The following is an 18,335-nucleotide window of genomic DNA, read 5'->3' on the forward strand; positions in this document are numbered from 1 at the left end:
AAATTATGAAAGATGCAACCATTCTATTACAAGAGTTATTAGAGCAAGGTAAAGAAAAGTATTCTTCTGAAAATCTGAAGAGAGCCTTTATTTTTGCTGAAAATGCCCACAAAGGACAAGTAAGGAAATCTGGTGAACCTTATATTACTCATCCTGTTGAGGTGGCTAAGATCTTAATGAATTTAGGCATGGAAGAAACTGTGGTTATTGCTGGACTTCTTCATGACGTTCTTGAAGATACTAATGTAACAAAAGAAGAGATTGAAAAAGAATTTGGAAAAGATGTACTCTCTTTGGTTGAAGCCATAACTAAGTTAGAAAAGCTAAGTTTCTATCCTACAGAAGCCTATAGAGCACAAAATTTGAGAAAAATGTTCATAGCAATGGCAAAAGATATAAGAGTAATAATAATAAAACTTGCTGACAGACTTCACAATATGCAAACTCTCCAATATCATGAAGAGGAAAAACAAAAAAGAATTGCAAAAGAAACCTTGGAAATATATGCTCCCCTCGCTCATAGGCTTGGAGTTTGGGATATAAAATGGCGATTGGAAGATCTGGCTTTTAGATACTTAGAACCTGAAAAATATCATTACGTAGCTAAAAAAGTAGCAGAGACCAGAAAAGAAAGGGAAAAATTCATCGAGAAAGCCATTGAGATAATAAAAGAAGAATTGAAAAAAGCAGGCATTAATGCAGAAGTAACAGGCAGAGCTAAACATCTATATAGTATTTATCAAAAAATGCTAAGAAGAGGAATTGAAATAGAAGAGATGTATGATCTCTTAGGAGTAAGGGTAATTGTTAACTCGGAAAAGGAATGCTATGAAGTATTAGGTATAATTCATAACCTTTGGAAGCCTGTTCCTGGAAGATTTAAAGATTACATTGCTAATAAAAAATCAAACAATTACCAATCTTTACATACAACAGTGATCGCCATGGACGGAAAACCATTAGAAGTACAAATAAGGACGTGGGAAATGCACCGAATAGCAGAATATGGTATAGCAGCTCATTGGCTCTATAAAGAAGAAATTAAAAAGCCTGATTCTTTTGAAGAAAAATTATCGTGGTTAAGACAACTCCTTGAATGGCAAAAAGAATTAACCGATGATCAAGAGTTTTTAGAGTCCATAAAAAGTGATCTCTTTGAGAGGGAGATTTATGTTTTTACTCCTAAAGGAGATGTAATTGCTCTTCCTCAAGGTTCTACACCTATTGACTTTGCATATGCCATACATACTGAAGTTGGTCATCGATGCCGAGGTGCAAAAGTAAACGGAAGAATAGTTCCTTTGAACTATATTCTTCAAAATGGGGATATTGTAGAGATAATTACAAGCAAAGAAGAGGGTAAACCAAGTAGAGATTGGCTTAATATTGTAAAAACAACTCAAGCTAAAAATAAAATCAAACAATATTTTAAAAAGATTGCTAGAGAAGAAACTATAGAAAAGGCTAAAGAACTTTTGGAAAATGAAATAAAAAGAAACGAAGACTGGTTAAAGGAGTTTCTCCAAAAGACAGAGATAAGCCTAAATGATTTAATTGAACACTCCTTAGGAAAAAGCTTTTTAGCTGAGAGTGGATTTAAAGAGACGGAATCTTTTTTGCTAAGCATTGGCACAGGAGATATTACTCCTCAGCAATTCATAGAAAGATTTCGAAGAGAATATAAAAAGGAAATTGTAGTAACCATATCCCCTGAAGAAAAGAAGGAACAATTGGTAGAAGGAATAGAGATTTCAGGACTGGACAATATAATGATGAGAATTGCTGAATGCTGTCATCCAATTCCAGGAGATAAAGTAATAGGATACATCTCCAAAGGAAGAGGGATTGTTATCCATAGAACCGATTGTCCTAACCTGATAAACCTAAAAAAGACTCATCCTGAGAAAATTGTCCCTATAGAATGGCAAAAAATTAAAGGAGGAAAATATAAAACTGGGATAGAAATAGAGGCCATAGACAGGGTAGGACTACTTAAAGATCTTATTGAAAGAGTTTCTCAAGCAAGAATTAACATACTAGATTTAGCAACTAAAGTAGGAAAGGATGGAATAGCAAGAATAAAACTCATTGTGGAGATTGACAACCCTCCTGCCTTTTATTATCTTATGGAAGAGATTAAGAAATTATCTGATATTATTTCGGTAAAAAGATTACAAGAATTCCGATGAGAGCAGTAATACAAAGGGTAAAAAAGGCATCGGTAAAAGTAAACGGAGAACTTATAAGCCAAATCTCACAAGGTTTACTTATCTTTCTTGGAATAAGTAAGAAAGATAAGGAAGAGGATATAAAAATTCTTGCAGATAAAATAGCTGATTTGAGAATTTTTTCCGATGAGAATGGAAAAATGAACCTAAGTATAAAAGAGGTTAATGGAGACATTCTTGTAGTATCCCAATTTACCCTATTTGCTGACTGCAGAAGAGGGAAAAGACCAGATTTTACAGACGCTGCCGATAAAGAGAAAGCTCTTGACTATTATAAAAAATTTGTAGCATATCTAAAAAACAAGAGTGAAAAAGTAGAAGAAGGCATATTCCAAGCATACATGGAAGTAGAGCTAATAAATGATGGACCTGTTACTATTATCCTTGACACTGAAGATCTTAAAAAACCGAGGAGGAGAAAAGAATGAGTATAGGACTTCCAAGAGGCGTACAAGATATACTTCCCGATGAAATACCTTTTTGGCATCTTATTGAAAATATCGCAAGGAGTTTATTTGAAAAATACAATTATGAAGAAATAAGAACTCCCATATTTGAATTCACAGAACTTTTTGTAAAAGGAACAGGTGAAACTACAGATATAGTAATGAAAGAAATGTACACTTTTCAAGATAAAAAAGGAAGATCTTTAACCTTGAGACCTGAAGGAACACCTGGGGTCATTAGAGCATATCTTATGAATAAAATTTATACAACAAAACCAATATGGAAAGTCTATTACATAGGACCTATGTTCAGATATGAAAGACCTCAATCAGGAAGATACAGACAATTTCACCAGTTAGGAGTTGAAGTCTTAGGAAGAAAAGACCCTTACATCGACTTTGAGGTTATAAGTTTAGCAGTAGAAATTCTAAAGAGCTTAAAACTTGAAAATTTAGAAATCGAGATAAACTCTTTGGGGTGTCTCAAATGCAGACCAGCTTATAGGGAAGCTCTTAAAAACTATTTTTACCAATACAAGGATCTTCTATCTCCTATAGATCAGGAAAGATTGGAAAGAAATCCTTTAAGAATCTTAGATTCAAAGGATGAAAAAATTATTCCTCTCAAAGAGAACGCTCCACAACCCCTTGATTTTCTGTGTAATGATTGTAAAGACCACTTTGACAAAGTACTTAGATACCTCCAAGAAGCAAGCTTAAATTTTAAGATAAGTCCAAAATTAGTAAGAGGTCTCGATTATTACACTCGAACAGTATTTGAGATAACCACTACATCTCTTGGAGCTCAAAATGCTGTGGTAGGCGGAGGAAGATATGATAACTTAGTGGAAACTTATGGTGGACCATCAACCCCAGGACTTGGTTTTGCTTTAGGTATGGAGAGACTAATTCTTCTTATAAAGCAACAAGACAAAATCAAGATAGAAAAACCCTCTCTTTTCTTTTTAGCAATTGAGAATGAAAAATATATTAAAAAAGCTGTGGAAATTTCAAAAATTCTTCGCATAAATCACAGAGTTGAGATAGGCTCTCCTAATGAACCTTTAAGAACTCAACTTAAGTGGGCAGATAAACTGAATTCTGACTATGTCATTTTTATAAACCAAATGATAGAAAAAGATATCTTAAGAATTAAAAATTTTAAAACAGGAGAAGAAAAAGAAATTAGAATAGAGAATCTTAAAGAATTATAAACTCTCGTGTTATAATTACGAAGAATTTCCAAAAAGAAAGGTGGGCTTACTTTGAGGAGGACTCATTATTGCGGAGAGCTTAATGCTAAAAATATAGGAGAAAAAGTATATTTAAGTGGTTGGGTGCACAGAATAAGACATCATGGGGGACTAATTTTTATTGACCTAAGAGATCGCAGTGGAATCGTTCAGTTAGTTTTTGATCCTTCTATATCCAAAGAAAGTTATGATATAGCAGATACAGTAGGTAATGAATGGGTCATATCAGTGGAAGGAAAGGTAAGAAAGAGACCAGAAGGAATGGAAAACCCAAAAATACCAACAGGAGAGATCGAAATTGAGGTAGAAAAAATAAAAATAGAAAACACTGCAAAGCCTTTACCATTTAATTTGTGGACAAACAAGGAAATAGATGAAATAGTAAGACTTAAATATAGGTACTTAGATCTTAGAAGAGATAAAATGCAATCAAACATAATATTTAGACACAATTTTATCCTATCCATTAGAAACTTCTTAGCTAAAAATGGATTTATAGAAATTGAAACACCTTACCTTATAGTGAGTACTCCAGAAGGAGCAAGAGATTTCATAATTCCAAGCAGACTTCAACCAGGAAAATTTTATGCCCTTCCCCAATCCCCTCAACTATTTAAACAAATTCTTATGGTTGCAGGGTTTGATAGATATTTCCAAATTGCTCGATGCTTTAGAGATGAAGATCTAAGAGCTGATAGACAACCAGAGTTTACTCAACTTGACATGGAGATGTCTTTTATAGAAGTGGAAGATGTATTTACTATAATAGAAGAGCTTTTTAAAACCGTACTAAAGGGAGTAATGAATATAGAGATAAATACTCCATTCCCAAGACTTTCTTACGAAGATGCAATGAACACTTACGGAAGTGATAAACCAGACTTAAGATATGATTTAAAGATAGTGGATGTTACCAATATTTTAAAAGATCTTCCTTTGGAATTTATCCGATCTACCATTGAAAAAGATGGTGTAATAAAAGGAATCGTACTTAAAAATATAGTGCCTTCAAGAAGAGAGTGGTCTATTATTGAAAATAAAGTTAGAGAATTAAAAGGAAAAGGTATTATGTGGTTTACATATGCCGATGGAGAACTGAAATCTTCCATAAGTAAATATTTAGATGAAAACATCAAGGATAAATTAATTAAGAATCTCAATCTTAAATCAGGAGATTCTTTCTTCTGCATAGCAGGCACTTGGAAAGATGTGGTCAAAATTCTTGGAATCTTGAGACTGGAAGTAGCAGAACTTTTTAATATGGAAAAGAAAGAGGGACTTTTCTTTCTATGGATTACTGATTTCCCACTATTTGAATATGATGAGGAAGAAAGAAGAATTGTTGCAGAACACCATCCCTTTACATCTCCAAAAGATGAAGATATACCCCTATTAGATACTAATCCATTAAAGGTAAAAGCTAAATGTTATGATTTAGTACTAAATGGAACAGAACTTGGAAGTGGGAGTATAAGAATACATAAAAAAGAAATACAGGAAAAAGTATTTAATATTTTAGGCATAACCCCGGAGGATGCTAAAAAGAAGTTCGGATTTTTACTTGAAGCTTTTGAGTATGGAGCACCACCCCATGGAGGAATTGCATTGGGTATTGATAGAATCATAGCTATACTGACCAACTCTAATTCTCTAAGAGAGGTTATAGCCTTCCCTAAGACTCAAAGTGGAACTTGTTTACTTACTGGTGCCCCATCAGAGGTTGATCCTAAGCAATTAGAAGAAGTCCATATAAAGGTAGTTTACCCTGAGGAGAAGAAAGAGGAGGATTAGATGAATATTTATCAGGAATCTATTGAGCTTCATAGAAAACATAAAGGGAAAATAAAAATAGATTCAAAAATCGCCTTAAAGAATAAGTATGATCTTTCCTTAGCATATACTCCTGGAGTTGCAGGGGTTTCCGAAGAGATATACAAAAACAACGATGAAGTCTACAATCTAACCATTAAAGCAAACACTGTTGCAGTAATTAGTGATGGATCTGCAGTATTAGGATTAGGAAATATAGGGCCCTTAGGCGCCATACCAGTTATGGAAGGGAAAGCTTTACTTTTTAAAAGATTTGCTAATATAGATGCTTTCCCTATATGCTTGAATACCCAAGATCCAGAGAAGATTATTGAGATAACCTATATGATAGCCCCAATATTTGGGGGAATTAATTTAGAGGATATTGCTGCCCCTAAATGTTTTATAATAGAAGAGAGATTAAAAAAAATCTTAGATATCCCTGTGTTTCATGATGATCAACATGGTACTGCAATCGTAGTCTATGCTGCATTAATAAATGCTTTAAAACTTGTAAACAAAAAAATTCATGAGGTAAAAATAGTAATACTAGGAGCAGGAGCCGCTGGTATCGCTATAACTAAGCTTCTCCTGAGAGAAGGTGCTAAAAATATTAGGATCCTTGATAGAAATGGAATCATTTACCCTGGAAGAAAAGAAAATATGAATGAAATAAAAGAGGAGATAGCTCGTACAATTAATCCCGAAGGAGAAAAAGGTGAACTAAAAGACGCTTTAAAAGGAGCCGATGTATTTATAGGAGTTTCTCAGGCAAATCTCTTTCCCCCCGAATACATAAGATTGATGAACAAAGATCCTATAATTTTCGCGATGGCAAATCCTATTCCTGAAATTATGCCTGAAGAGGCAAAAAAAGAGGGAGTAAAAATAATAGGTACTGGAAGATCTGATTATCCCAATCAAATAAATAACTTACTTGCTTTTCCAGGAGTCTTTAGAGGAGCTTTTACCGTTAGAGCTAAAGAAATAAACGATGAAATGAAAGTTGCTGCTGCAAAAGCTATTGCTTCTTTAGTAGAAGAACCACAAGAGGATTATCTTATACCTTCCCCTCTTGATGAAAGAGTGGTTCCTGCAGTTTCTTTTTCTGTAGCTAAGGCAGCTATAGAAACAAAAGTAGCAAAAATTTTTAAGGATGATAATAAAATAATAGAGGATATAAAACAAGCTTTAGGAGGCGAATAGAATGCCCAATGAAAAAACCCTTGTGGTAATAGGTGCTCAATGGGGAGATGAAGGAAAAGGAAAAATTATAGATCTCCTATCTCAGAATGCTGAAGTAGTGGTAAGATTTAATGGAGGAAATAACGCAGGACATACTGTAATCGTAGATGGCAAAACTTATAGATTTCGTCTTCTTCCCTCAGGTATCATATCTCCAAAAACTTTGAATGTGATAGCTACAGGAGTGATTATAAACCTTAATGGGCTTTTGGAAGAAATTGAAGAAGCAGAAAAAAATGGATTATTGATAAAAAATTTATATATAAGTGATAGATCTCCTTTAGTTCTTCCTTATCATATACTCTTAGATAAGTTTTACGAGGAAAAAAGAGGAAACAAAAAGATAGGAACCACAGCAAGAGGAATTGGCCCTGCCTATACGGATCACTTCTCAAGAGATACTTTACATGTAGGAGATCTTTTTGATAAAGAAGTCTTCAAAGAAAAATTAAATTATATTTATTCTTTAAAAAAAGCTACTCTCTCTTCTGATTTTCAACTGCCCCCCTTTGAGGAAGTTTACAACTCTCAATTAAACACTTTCGAAAAACTCATGGAAAAGGGAGTTACTATTACGGATACATCAAAATTAATTTATGATCACATAAAAGCAGGTAAAAAAATACTTTTTGAAGGTGCACAAGGAACCTTATTAGATATAAACTTTGGAACTTATCCTTTCGTAACCTCATCCTTTACTATCTCCGGTGGAGTTTGTGTTGGGGCTGGGATACCACCTCAAAGCATAAACAAAGTTATAGGCGTTATAAAGGCATATACATCAAGGGTTGGCGAGGGTCCATTTCCCAGCGAAATAAAAGATGAGCTTGCTGAAATTATAAGAGAAAAAGGACAAGAATATGGCACAGTAACAAGAAGACCAAGAAGAGTAGGATGGCTTGATTTTGTAGCATTAAGATATGCAAAAAGAATTAACGGTTTTACAGAGCTTGCAATAACTAAGCTTGACGTTCTGAGTGGATTGGAAAAATTGAAATTTGTGGTAGCTTATAAATACAAAGGAAGAATTATTGATGAATTTCCATCATCTCTAAATATTCTTGAAAAATGTGAACCCATAACCGAAGAAATTTCTGGTTGGAAACAGTCTTTGAAAAACATAAAAAATTATAATGATCTTCCTGAAAATGTAATAAAATATAAAGAAAGAATTGAAAAAGAACTTGAAACAAAAATTACCATAATAGGTACAGGACCTGCAAGGGACGAAATAATATTGCTAAAAGATCCTTGGGAATAATATGGAAGTTTTAAGCAAAAGTCCTTTAGAAACTAAAGAGTTAGGTAAAGCCTTAGGAAATCTTTTAAATCCAGGGAATATATTAGCTCTTATAGGAGATTTGGGAAGTGGAAAAACTACTTTTGTGCAAGGAATTTCTCAGGCCCTTCATATAACCATACCTGTGAATAGTCCTTCTTTTTTAATAATAAAAGAATACAAGGGAAAACATAGAATGCTACATATAGATGTATATAGATTAAAGATTCCAGAAAGAGAGTTAGAAAACATAGGTTTTGAAGAATACTTGAACAGTGATTTTATAATAGTGATAGAATGGGCTGACAAAATAAGAGGACTACTTCCTAAAGAACGGATGGAAATTACTTTTGAACACGTAGATTTTAACGAAAGACTAATCAAATTTAAGCCTTACGGAGAAAAATATGAAAATCTACTTTTGGAATTGAAAAAATGTTTATCCTTGGAATAAACACTGCCTTTGAAAAAAGTAATATAATACTATGGAAAGATAACAAATTATATGAGCTGTTCTATTCTACAGATTCTAAGACTTATGGGGAGACTCTAACAATAAATATAAAAACTTTGCTTGACTTATCAGGATGGAAGTTAGAAGATATTGATCTCTACACTATAATAACAGGTCCTGGATCCTTCACTGGACTTAGAATTGGAATAGTTACAGTAAAAACTCTTGCTCAAATATTCAAAAAACCTATAATAGGAATTTCTTACTTAGAATGTTTAGCCTACCAAACACCCTTTTTAGGTATGAAGGTACCCATAATGCCTGCAAGAAGGGGAGAGATACATGCAGGCTTTTATAATGCCAAAAATGAAAGAATCTATAATGAAGGAATTTTCTCATATCAAGACTTTATAAATCTACTCAGTACTCTCAAGAAGGAACCTGTAATAATTATAGGAAAAATACCAGACGATCTTAAATTTTTAATCCCTGAAGATATTATAATCTCCTCTGAACATCAAAATTCTCCACGGGGAGAAGCTATCATCTATCTCTCACTTGAAAAATATAAAAAGGGAGATACGTTAGATTACTTGAATCTTCTTCCAGATTATAGGCAAAAATCCAGTGCTGAAATTAATTGGGAGAGGAGAAATGCAAGACCAGAAAGAGAGCAATGAACTCTCAGTTGAAATAAGACCTATGAAATTTGAAGATATTGATCAAGTAGATGAGATCAATAAACTTTCCTTCTCTAATCCTTGGAGTCGGGAAAGTTTTGAAAGAGAGCTCTCCTCAAATAGAATTGCTCATTATTTTGTAGCAATTCATGAAAACAAAATAATAGGATTTGTTGGACTTTGGATAATCTTTCAAGAAGCTCAAATAACCACCATAGCTGTACATCCTAATTATAGAGGAAGAAAAGTTGGAGAAAAGCTCCTTGATTTTATCATAGATTATTGTCAAAAAAACTTAGTCAAAAATATAATTTTAGAAGTTAGAGTTTCCAATACTATTGCCCAAAATTTATATTACAAAAAAGGATTTAAAAAAGTTGGCGTAAGAAAATGGTATTATAAAGATGGGGAAGATGCTTTGGTTATGGTCAAAAAATTAACATTATAAGGTGAAAGAATGATTACTATTGGTATTGAAACTTCTTGTGATGAGACCAGTGTAAGCTTATTAGAAGATGGGAACAAAATACTGAGTAATTTAGTTTCGTCTCAAGTGGAAATACATAAAACTTTTGGAGGAGTAGTACCTGAAGTTGCTTCAAGGATTCATGTAGAAGTATTAAATAGACTTATAGAACTTGCTTTAGAAAAGGCAAAAAAAGAATTCAAAGATATAGACTTGATTGCAGTAACCCAGGGACCTGGTCTTATTGGAGCATTATGGATTGGAATAATGGCAGCAAAAACCTTGTCTCTTGCCTTAAATAAGCCTCTAATTGGAGTTAACCATCTTGAAGGACACATTTTTGCAAACTTTTTAGGAGAAGACCCTCCTACTTTTCCTTTTATTGCTTTAATAGTTTCTGGTGGACACACCGAATATATCCTTGTGGAGGATATTGGAGTTTACAAAATCCTTGGACAAACCCTTGATGATGCAGCAGGAGAAGCTTTCGATAAGGTAGCAAGAATATTAGGTCTTAATTATCCAGGAGGACCAGAAATTGATAAAATATCAAAGATGGGAAAACCCATATTTAATTTTCCAAAAATAAAATGTGATAGGGAATTAGATATAAGTTTTAGTGGAATAAAAACCGCAGTACTATATCTTGTAAGAGACTTGAAGAAAGAAGGTAAAGAAATACCTGTTGCAGACATAGCAGCCTCTTTTCAAGAAAGGGTCGTCGAGGAATTATTAGAGAGAGCCTTCTTAGCTTTAAATAAATTTAATATTAAAACCTTAGTAGTCTCAGGAGGCGTAGCTTCTAATAGTTATCTTCAAAGAAGATTTAAAGAAGAAAGCCGAAAAGAAGGTATAAAATTGTACATCCCACCACCTTATCTTTGCACCGATAATGGCGCTATGATTGCTTGTGCGGGATACCATCTTTACCAAAAGGGTTATAAAAGTGATCTTTATCTTTCAGCAAATCCTGATCTCTTATTGGGAGAAAGATGAAAGACTTAAGCAGTACCATAAAATCAGGTTTAAAAATATCACTAATCATAACTACTATTGTGTTTGTTGTAATCCTTTTTATAACCACAGACTCAAGAACTTGGGAAGCCCTTAAATCTATAAATGGAAAATACTTAATATATGTTATTTTGCTTAACACACTAAGCTGGATATGGTCTGGAATTAGATATAGCATCTTAATTAGAGGTATAGAAGGGGTTAATTTAAATCTCATAGAAGCTTTACAAATTCATTTGTCTTATTATTTTGCATCAAGTATTACTCCAACCTCTGCAGGTGGAGAGCCTTTAGAGATTTATCTCCTCTCCAAGAAAAATATAAAAATTGGCCAGGCTACTGCTCTAAGTTTGTTCAGATATGTAATAAACACCCTTACTTTTGCTATTGCTTCCCCTTTAATAATTTATTTCTACTCATATCTCTTCCCCCAAAACATAGTTCGAAAATTAGTCCAGTACAGTGCTATCCTTTTCTTACTAGTGGTTGGGGGTTTTCTTTTTGCACTTTTCAAACCAAGACCCATAATTAGGTTGGTCTCTTATATATTAATAAAACTAAGAAGAATACCGTTCCTAAAAAGAATCCATCCCTTTAAGATATTAAGGGTTGTAAACAAGACTGTGAGAGATTTTCATAATACCTTATGGTTCTTCTTAAAAGAGAAAAAGCTCACAATCTTAGGATTTTTCTTTTTTAATCTCCTCTCTTGGATTACCTATTTTCTTATTGCCCCTGTACTTATGTCTGCATTTAACCTTAAAGTTAATTATCTTTCTGTAGTTTTAGTACAAATTCCAATCTTTTTCATGATGTTCTACGTACCATCTCCTGGGGGAAGTGGGGCTATAGAAATTTTGATATCTCTTGGCTTTGCTCCGTTTGTACCCAAATATATCTTAGGTATATTTATAATTCTTTGGAGAACTCTTACCCACTATTTAACCTTCCTTGCAGGAGCAATTGTTTTAGTATATATTTTAGGTGTCAAAAATTGGTAATTGGGGTGAATTATGGAAAAGAAAATAAAAGTTAATTTAATCTTCAAGCCGGGAATTCCCTCATCAAGAGAAAAGGGCGGTGGAGATCAAACAGCCTGTAAAATGCTATATGAAGCCCTTAAAAGGAGAAAGGACATAGAAGTTTATTATAATGGAACGTTAAAAGAAGGACCATATGATATACTTCATTTTCACTCCTTAGGAGATATTTTTTTCAGATATGTAAAGCAAAGTAACAAGAGTAAAATTGTTTTTACAGCCCATGTAATAGCTGATACGATGCTTGGTAGTGCCATCCTTGCTGAAAAATGGAAATCTATCTTTGCTCAATATCTTCTTCTATTTTACAATCAAGCAGACGTTGTTATCGCTGTTTCCCCTTTGGAGGTAGAAAAACTAAAAGAGATGGGAGTTAAAACTGAAATCGTATTTATCCCTAATGGCATAGACTTAAGCATGTTTAAAAAAGATGAAGATCTAAGAAGAGAAATGAGGAAAAAATTTAATTTATCTGACGAGGATATAGTTTTGTTAAGTGTAGGACACATTATAAAGAGGAAAGGTTTTGATACCTTTGTTAAAGCAGCGGAGTCTCTTCCCCAATATAAATTCCTATGGGTTGGAGGTGTTCCATTTTCTTTCCTTAGTGGTGGATACGCAGAGATAAAAAAGATTTTAAAAAATCCTCCATCAAATTTAATCCTCCCTGGTCCATCCCCCCACGAAGAACTAAACAAATTTTATAACATGGCGGATATCTTTTTCTTTCCCTCGAGACAAGAAAACTTCAGTATAGCTGTCTTAGAGGCTTCTGCGGTTGGTCTTCCTTTACTTCTAAGAGACCTTGAGGAATACAAAGCACCTTTAGCTCCAAATTATATCCCTTGGAACGAAAATGATGTGATCAAAAAAATAGTTCAGCTTGCAGAAAATAAAGATTTAAGAGAAGAATATTCAAAAAGAGCAGTGGTTATAGCAGAAACCTATAATATAGAAAAAACTACAGAAGCTACAGTAAATTTGTATAAAAAACTTTTAGGGGTGTCATGAAAATAGCCTTTTTTACTAATAATTATCTTCCCAACACAGGAGGAGCGGCAATAGCAGTAGAAAGTTATAGAGATGCTCTCGAAAAACTGGGCCATGAAGTATACATTTTCGCTCCTAAGTATCCTCCTTGGTTCCCTAAATATAAAGACAATGTCAGCGAAAGAATTTGGAGATTTCCATCTTTTGCCATAAAGTTTATTACCCCTCAACCTATTCCTATATATTTTGCTTTTTTAGTGGAAGATTTTTTTAAGAAACAAAAATTTGATATTGTACATTCTCACCATCCCTTTGTAATAGGAAAAACAGCCCTCAAACTTGCAAAGAAATATCATATACCTATAGTTTTTACCCATCATACTCAATATCACAAATATGTCCACTATATACCATTAGTTCCAGAAAAAATCTCAGCAAAAATTGCCATTAAAGAAAGTGTCAAATATGCAAATCAAGTAGATTTAGTCATAGCTCCCACAAAGGAAATAAAAGACATGATAATAAATTTTGGAGTAAAGACAAGAATTGAAATATTGCCTACAGGAATTGATCTTTCCATGTGGGAGGAACCTATTCAAGAAGAGTTTCTTAGAAATTTTCCATGGAAGGAAAAAAGAATTCTACTTTATGCAGGAAGACTTGCAAAGGAAAAAAACATAGAATTTATATTTACTTCCTTAGAAAAGCTACTTAAGAAAAGAGAGGACATAATTCTTCTTGTAGTAGGAGATGGTGATGAAAGAAAAAACTTAGAAAATTTAGTCAAGAGGCTGAATTTAGAAGATAAAATAGTATTTATGGGATGGCATCCCAGAGAAGAATTAGTAAACTTCTATAAAATAGCTGAAATTTTTGTCTTTGCATCCACCACAGAGACCCAGGGACTTGTTACATTAGAAGCTATGGCTGGAGGTTGTGCAATAGTAGCAATAAAAGCCCCAGGTTCTATGAGTCTAATAGAAGATGGAAAGGAGGGATTTCTTGTAAAAGAGGATCCAGAAGAGTTTGCAAATAAAGTAGAACTCTTATTAAATAATCGAAATCTTTTAGCTACAATGCAAAACAATGCAAAAATCAAAGCAAGAGAATTTTCCATAGATAAAAGTGCTATGAAATTAGTAGAATTTTACAAAGAATTGGCAAAAATTAAAGAAAAACAATGATATTTTAGGATATTGTCAATTTTTTTTGGATATTCTCCATTTTTTGCTTATTTTCATTCATTGAACCCAAATTAAAAATTAATATATATTATTTTTTGGTTTTAGCACTCACCTGGTTAGATTGCTAACAAAAAAAATTTGCGAAAGGAGGTTGGGAAAAGTGAAATTGCGTCCTATTGGTGATCGTGTGGTGGTTAAAGTGATTGAGCAAGAGGAAAAAACAAAGGGAGGTATTGTATTACCCGACACTGCAAAAGAAAAACCCCAACAAGGAAGAGTAATTGCCGTAGGGACTGGTAGAATCCTCGATAACGGACAAAAAGTACCATTGGAGATCAAAGAGGGAGACAGAGTAATATTTGCTAAGTATGCAGGTACAGAAGTAAAGATTGAAGGTGAAGAATATCTTATCCTTAGTGAAAGAGATATCTTAGCTGTTATTGAAGAATAAAAAATCTTAGGAAAAGGAGGGATAAAGTATGGCAGCCAAATTAGTAAGCCTTGATATGCAAGCAAGAACCGCACTAATCAAAGGTCTCGACACTGTTGCTGATACTGTAAAGATTACCTTAGGGCCAAAGGGAAGAAATGTAGTTCTTGAGAAGAAATTCGGTGCTCCAGTTATAACTAACGACGGTGTAACCATTGCAAAAGAAATTGATCTTGAAGACCCCTTCGAAAATATGGGTGCTCAATTAGTAAAAGAGGTTGCCTCCAAAACTAACGATGTAGCAGGAGATGGAACTACTACTGCTACAGTTCTTGCTCAAGCATTAGTACATGAAGGAATGAAACATGTAGTTGCTGGTGCAAACCCAATGTATGTAAAAAGAGGAATAGAAAAAGCTGTTGAAAAAGTAGTGGAAGAACTAAAGAAGATCGCAAAACCAGTAGAGACCAAGCAAGATATTGCTCATGTAGCAGCAATTTCTGCAAATAACGATGAAGAAATTGGAAATCTTATTGCCGAAGCAATGGATAAAGTAGGAAAAGATGGAGTTATAACTGTAGAAGAATCTCAAGGAATAACAACTACGTTGGAGCTTGTTGAGGGAATGCAATTTGATAGAGGATATCTCTCGGCATACATGATTACAGATCCAGAAAGAATGGAAGCAGTATTAGAAGAACCATACATCCTTATCACTGATAAGAAGATCAGTGCAGTAAGTGAAATACTACCAATTCTTGAGAGAGTTGTACAAACTGGTAAACCATTGGTAATAATAGCAGAAGATGTTGAAGGAGAAGCTCTTGCCACATTAGTAGTCAATAAACTACGTGGAGTATTACAATCCCTTGCTGTAAAAGCTCCTGGCTTTGGTGATCGTAGAAAGGCCATGCTTCAGGATATAGCCATATTAACTGGTGGCCAATTTATTTCTGAAGAGACTGGAATCAAACTTGAGAATGTAACCTTAGACATGCTCGGAAGAGCAGAAAAAGTAAGAGCTAATAAAGATAAGACCACCATTATTGGAGGAAAAGGGAACAAGAAAGACATCGAAGCTAGAATCGCTCAAATTAAGAAGCAATTAGAAGAGACCGATTCTGAATTTGACAGAGAGAAATTACAAGAAAGACTTGCAAAACTTGCTGGTGGAGTTGCTGTAATAAAAGTTGGAGCAGCTACCGAAGTAGAGCTTAAAGAGAAGAAGCATAGGATCGAAGATGCCTTATCCGCAACCAAGGCTGCTGTAGAAGAAGGTATCGTACCTGGAGGTGGCGTAGCCCTTATAAGAACAATAAAAGCTCTTGATGACATTAAAGTAGACAACGAGGATGAGAGAATAGGAATAGAAATTGTAAGAAGATCCTTGGATGTACCATTAAAGTTAATAGCAAACAATGCTGGTAAAGAAGGATCCATTATCGCAGAAAAGGTTAAAGAAATGGATGGCCCAATGGGATATGATGCTGCAAGAGACAGATTTGTAAACATGTTTGATGCTGGAATTGTAGATCCATGTAAAGTAACAAGATCTGCATTACAAAATGCTGCAAGTATAGCTGCATTAGTACTCACCACTGAAGGGCTTGTAGCTGAAAAACCAGAAAAAGAAAAACAAACACCTCCTCCACCACCCGAGTACTAATATCTAAAGAACTAGAAAACAAAAAGCCCCAAGGTAAAAACCTTGGGGCTTTTATTTTTTATTTGGTGGCCCTACGGGGATTCGAACCCCGGTTTTTGGGTTGAGAACCCAACGTCCTAGTCCACTAGACGATAGGGCCACTTATTTTTGGCTGGGGAGGATGGATTCGAACCATCCCTACCTGATCCAGAGTCAGGCGTCCTACCAGCTAGACGACTCCCCAACCTTTTAATCAACTTAGCTAAGTTTATATTATTAGATAAAATTGTATTTGTCAAGGTTAAGAGAAGCTATAAAAAAACCTTAAGCAGAAATTTTAAGAGAGATATTTTTAGCAAAAATACTATAAATCATCAAGTTTAATTGTTCACTCTTTTTATACTCAGCTAAATTAAAATCAGGTTCTCCGCAAACATCCACACCAATAACATTAAAATGAGAAAGAAAATTTAATAAATTCAAAAACTCATCAAGATTCATGTTGCCTTGCTCCCAGTTAGTACTTAAATATTTCTTGTCCAAAATATCTTTATCTATACTTATATAAATAGGCAACCTTCTTAATACGTCTTCCAAAATGCTAAACTTATTCACTATTATTAGTTTATTAGGCACCTTCATGGTATTATTATCGGAAGTAATTAAAAAAATTTTTTCAACTAAAGGAAGTTTTAGAACATCTCTTAACCAGGAGCCACAGCTAATATATCCATCAAAAGTGTTTTTAAAATCTAGATGATGATCTATTACAATAAAGTTAAACTTAACCTTAATATTCCTCACAAATAGATAGGTAAGATAATGAAAATCGCTTTTTCCTAAAAATTTAATTCCCTTTTCAGAACCAACAAACTTTCCAATTTCTTCTAACTTATCATATGAGCAAAGATACTTTACTTGAGTAAAAGCTCTTAAATCTATGATCTTTCCAAATTTTATAAGATTTCTCTGATTAAAATAGGTATCATCAAAACATAAAAAATAGGCAGGAAAATTTTCTTTATTATACATAATTTTCCTGCCCTCCTACTTGAACAAGTTCTTCTCTTTACATATAAAGAACCAAGAACAATCGCCACATAAGACCACCTTCCATATAAGGACATTTCCTACATATATCATCACAACTGTTTAGCACGAAGAAAACTTTTCCCTTCTCCAGAGCTTCCTTTATTTTATACATATTCTCTATAAAATCTCTTGAATATCCCTTTCCTTCAAAATGTAAAAGACAAAGTAAATGATGTCCCCTAATCTTCATTTTGAGCCACAACCGTGTACCAATCTTCTTTTTCTTTTACTTCTAACAATTTAAAACCACTTTCTCTTAAAGAGTTTAAAATCATGTCTAACTTTTCTTGTACAATTCCCGAAACAATATATATTCCATCTGTCTTCAAAACCCTTTTTACATTAGCATTTAGTTTTAAAATAATCTCGGCAATTAAATTTGCTACAACTATATCGTATTTTTCATTTATTCCATCTATTAGATCATTTTTCTGAAACTCCACTTCTACATGATTCCCTTCTGCATTTTTCTTTGCAACCTCTATAGCCTTTTCATCAATATCAACCCCTTTAACCTTATCTCCTCCAAGCTTTTTAGCAACAATAGAGAGAATTCCTGATCCAGTTCCTACATCTAAAACATCCATTCCCTCTTTTAGATATTTTTGAAGCATCTCAATACACATAATAGTAGTGGGATGATTTCCTGTTCCAAAAGCCATTCCAGGATCTATTCTAATGAGGATTCTATCTTCAACATTTCCTATTTCCTCCCAAGAGGGTAGAACTACAATTCTATCTAAATATATTGGCTTTGCATATTTCTTCCACTTATTAGTCCAGTCTTCTTCTCTAATAATCCTATACTCTATCTCCACCTTTGCTTCTCCAAATATCTCCTTAATTTTTGTTCTTATTTTATCAATTATTCTATCTATATCTACATTCCGATCAAAATAAGCTTTTATAAGAATATAATTTCTCTCTGAAAAACTTTTATCTATATAATCCCAAAGAATAGATTCATCAAAAAAGTTATCTTCTATAGCTATACCTATGGAATCTACATCCTCCAAAATAGCCACTATAGGCTCTTCTAATTCTTTTGCTGTTTTAAACATCAACTCAAAGTATTCCACT

General features: G+C 33.7%; 18 protein-coding genes and 2 tRNA genes. 15 read left to right on the forward strand and 5 right to left on the reverse strand.

What is annotated here, in order from left to right; all coding sequences use genetic code 11:
- The first annotated feature begins 5 nt into the window (after positions 1-5).
- The 15 genes from ACP5QL_RS07725 to groL all read left to right on the forward strand — a co-directional run bounded on the left by ACP5QL_RS07725 (position 6) and on the right by groL (position 16,184).
- Positions 6-2,189: a RelA/SpoT family protein gene (locus tag ACP5QL_RS07725; RefSeq protein ID WP_012583335.1), complete on the forward strand. Its 2,184-nt coding sequence runs from the start codon at positions 6-8 to the stop codon at positions 2,187-2,189.
- The gene (gene dtd / locus ACP5QL_RS07730) at positions 2,186-2,656 is read left to right on the forward strand and encodes a D-aminoacyl-tRNA deacylase (RefSeq protein ID WP_012583334.1); all 471 of its coding nucleotides are present in this window, start codon (positions 2,186-2,188) and stop codon (positions 2,654-2,656) included. The genes ACP5QL_RS07725 and dtd overlap by 4 nt, the downstream gene beginning before the upstream one ends.
- Positions 2,653-3,888, forward strand: a complete 1,236-nt coding sequence (gene hisS, locus ACP5QL_RS07735) for a histidine--tRNA ligase (protein ID WP_012583333.1) — start codon at positions 2,653-2,655, stop codon at positions 3,886-3,888. The genes dtd and hisS overlap by 4 nt, the downstream gene beginning before the upstream one ends.
- 51 nt (positions 3,889-3,939) lie before the next feature.
- Entirely contained in the window at positions 3,940-5,718 is a 1,779-nt protein-coding gene (aspS, locus tag ACP5QL_RS07740; RefSeq protein WP_428126637.1) for an aspartate--tRNA ligase, read from the forward strand.
- Positions 5,719-6,942, forward strand: a complete 1,224-nt coding sequence (locus ACP5QL_RS07745; protein WP_272995054.1) for an NAD(P)-dependent malic enzyme — start codon at positions 5,719-5,721, stop codon at positions 6,940-6,942.
- 1 nt (position 6,943) lies between these two features.
- Positions 6,944-8,242 carry an adenylosuccinate synthase gene (locus ACP5QL_RS07750; RefSeq protein WP_272995053.1) on the forward strand — a complete coding sequence of 433 codons (1,299 nt, stop codon included), beginning with the start codon at positions 6,944-6,946 and terminating at the stop codon, positions 8,240-8,242.
- Between the two features lies 1 nt (position 8,243).
- Complete coding sequence (tsaE, locus tag ACP5QL_RS07755) at positions 8,244-8,714, forward strand: tRNA (adenosine(37)-N6)-threonylcarbamoyltransferase complex ATPase subunit type 1 TsaE (protein ID WP_012583329.1); 471 nt, start codon at positions 8,244-8,246, stop codon at positions 8,712-8,714.
- Positions 8,696-9,394: a tRNA (adenosine(37)-N6)-threonylcarbamoyltransferase complex dimerization subunit type 1 TsaB gene (gene tsaB / locus ACP5QL_RS07760; RefSeq protein WP_012583328.1), complete on the forward strand. Its 699-nt coding sequence runs from the start codon at positions 8,696-8,698 to the stop codon at positions 9,392-9,394. Before tsaE ends, tsaB begins: the two co-directional genes overlap by 19 nt.
- Positions 9,369-9,842 carry a ribosomal protein S18-alanine N-acetyltransferase gene (rimI, locus tag ACP5QL_RS07765; protein WP_012583327.1) on the forward strand — a complete coding sequence of 158 codons (474 nt, stop codon included), beginning with the start codon at positions 9,369-9,371 and terminating at the stop codon, positions 9,840-9,842. Before tsaB ends, rimI begins: the two co-directional genes overlap by 26 nt.
- A 9-nt stretch (positions 9,843-9,851) precedes the next feature.
- On the forward strand, positions 9,852-10,856 hold the full coding sequence (gene tsaD, locus ACP5QL_RS07770; protein ID WP_272995050.1) for a tRNA (adenosine(37)-N6)-threonylcarbamoyltransferase complex transferase subunit TsaD: 1,005 nt from the start codon (positions 9,852-9,854) through the stop codon (positions 10,854-10,856).
- Positions 10,853-11,875: a lysylphosphatidylglycerol synthase transmembrane domain-containing protein gene (locus ACP5QL_RS07775; protein WP_428126659.1), complete on the forward strand. Its 1,023-nt coding sequence runs from the start codon at positions 10,853-10,855 to the stop codon at positions 11,873-11,875. Before tsaD ends, ACP5QL_RS07775 begins: the two co-directional genes overlap by 4 nt.
- 12 nt (positions 11,876-11,887) lie before the next feature.
- Complete coding sequence (locus ACP5QL_RS07780; protein ID WP_428126667.1) at positions 11,888-12,925, forward strand: glycosyltransferase family 4 protein; 1,038 nt, start codon at positions 11,888-11,890, stop codon at positions 12,923-12,925.
- Complete coding sequence (locus ACP5QL_RS07785; RefSeq protein WP_012583323.1) at positions 12,922-14,088, forward strand: glycosyltransferase family 4 protein; 1,167 nt, start codon at positions 12,922-12,924, stop codon at positions 14,086-14,088. Before ACP5QL_RS07780 ends, ACP5QL_RS07785 begins: the two co-directional genes overlap by 4 nt.
- A 160-nt stretch (positions 14,089-14,248) precedes the next feature.
- Positions 14,249-14,539, forward strand: coding sequence for a co-chaperone GroES (gene groES / locus ACP5QL_RS07790; RefSeq protein WP_012583322.1), 291 nt, complete (start codon positions 14,249-14,251; stop codon positions 14,537-14,539).
- A 28-nt stretch (positions 14,540-14,567) separates the two neighbouring features.
- On the forward strand, positions 14,568-16,184 hold the full coding sequence (groL, locus tag ACP5QL_RS07795; RefSeq protein WP_273334210.1) for a chaperonin GroEL: 1,617 nt from the start codon (positions 14,568-14,570) through the stop codon (positions 16,182-16,184).
- Positions 16,185-16,247: 63 nt separating this feature from the next.
- On the opposite strand, the gene ACP5QL_RS07800 is transcribed toward groL, so the two are convergent.
- The 5 genes from ACP5QL_RS07800 to prmA form a co-directional block, all read right to left on the reverse strand.
- Positions 16,248-16,323, reverse strand: a tRNA-Glu gene (locus ACP5QL_RS07800).
- 9 nt (positions 16,324-16,332) lie between these two features.
- Positions 16,333-16,407 (reverse strand) — tRNA-Gln (locus ACP5QL_RS07805).
- An 80-nt stretch (positions 16,408-16,487) separates the two neighbouring features.
- A complete protein-coding gene (locus tag ACP5QL_RS07810) occupies positions 16,488-17,195 on the reverse strand; it encodes a hypothetical protein (protein WP_012583320.1) in 708 nt (235 codons plus the stop codon).
- Between the two features lie 37 nt (positions 17,196-17,232).
- Entirely contained in the window at positions 17,233-17,445 is a 213-nt protein-coding gene (locus ACP5QL_RS07815; protein WP_164931008.1) for a DUF1284 domain-containing protein, read from the reverse strand.
- A complete protein-coding gene (gene prmA / locus ACP5QL_RS07820; RefSeq protein ID WP_272995743.1) occupies positions 17,435-18,334 on the reverse strand; it encodes a 50S ribosomal protein L11 methyltransferase in 900 nt (299 codons plus the stop codon). The genes ACP5QL_RS07815 and prmA overlap by 11 nt, the downstream gene beginning before the upstream one ends.
- Between the last annotated feature and the right edge of the window lies 1 nt (position 18,335).

The sequence above is a fragment of the Dictyoglomus sp. genome (genome assembly GCF_049968615.1).
GTDB classification, from domain to species: Bacteria; Dictyoglomota; Dictyoglomia; order Dictyoglomales; family Dictyoglomaceae; genus Dictyoglomus; species Dictyoglomus turgidum.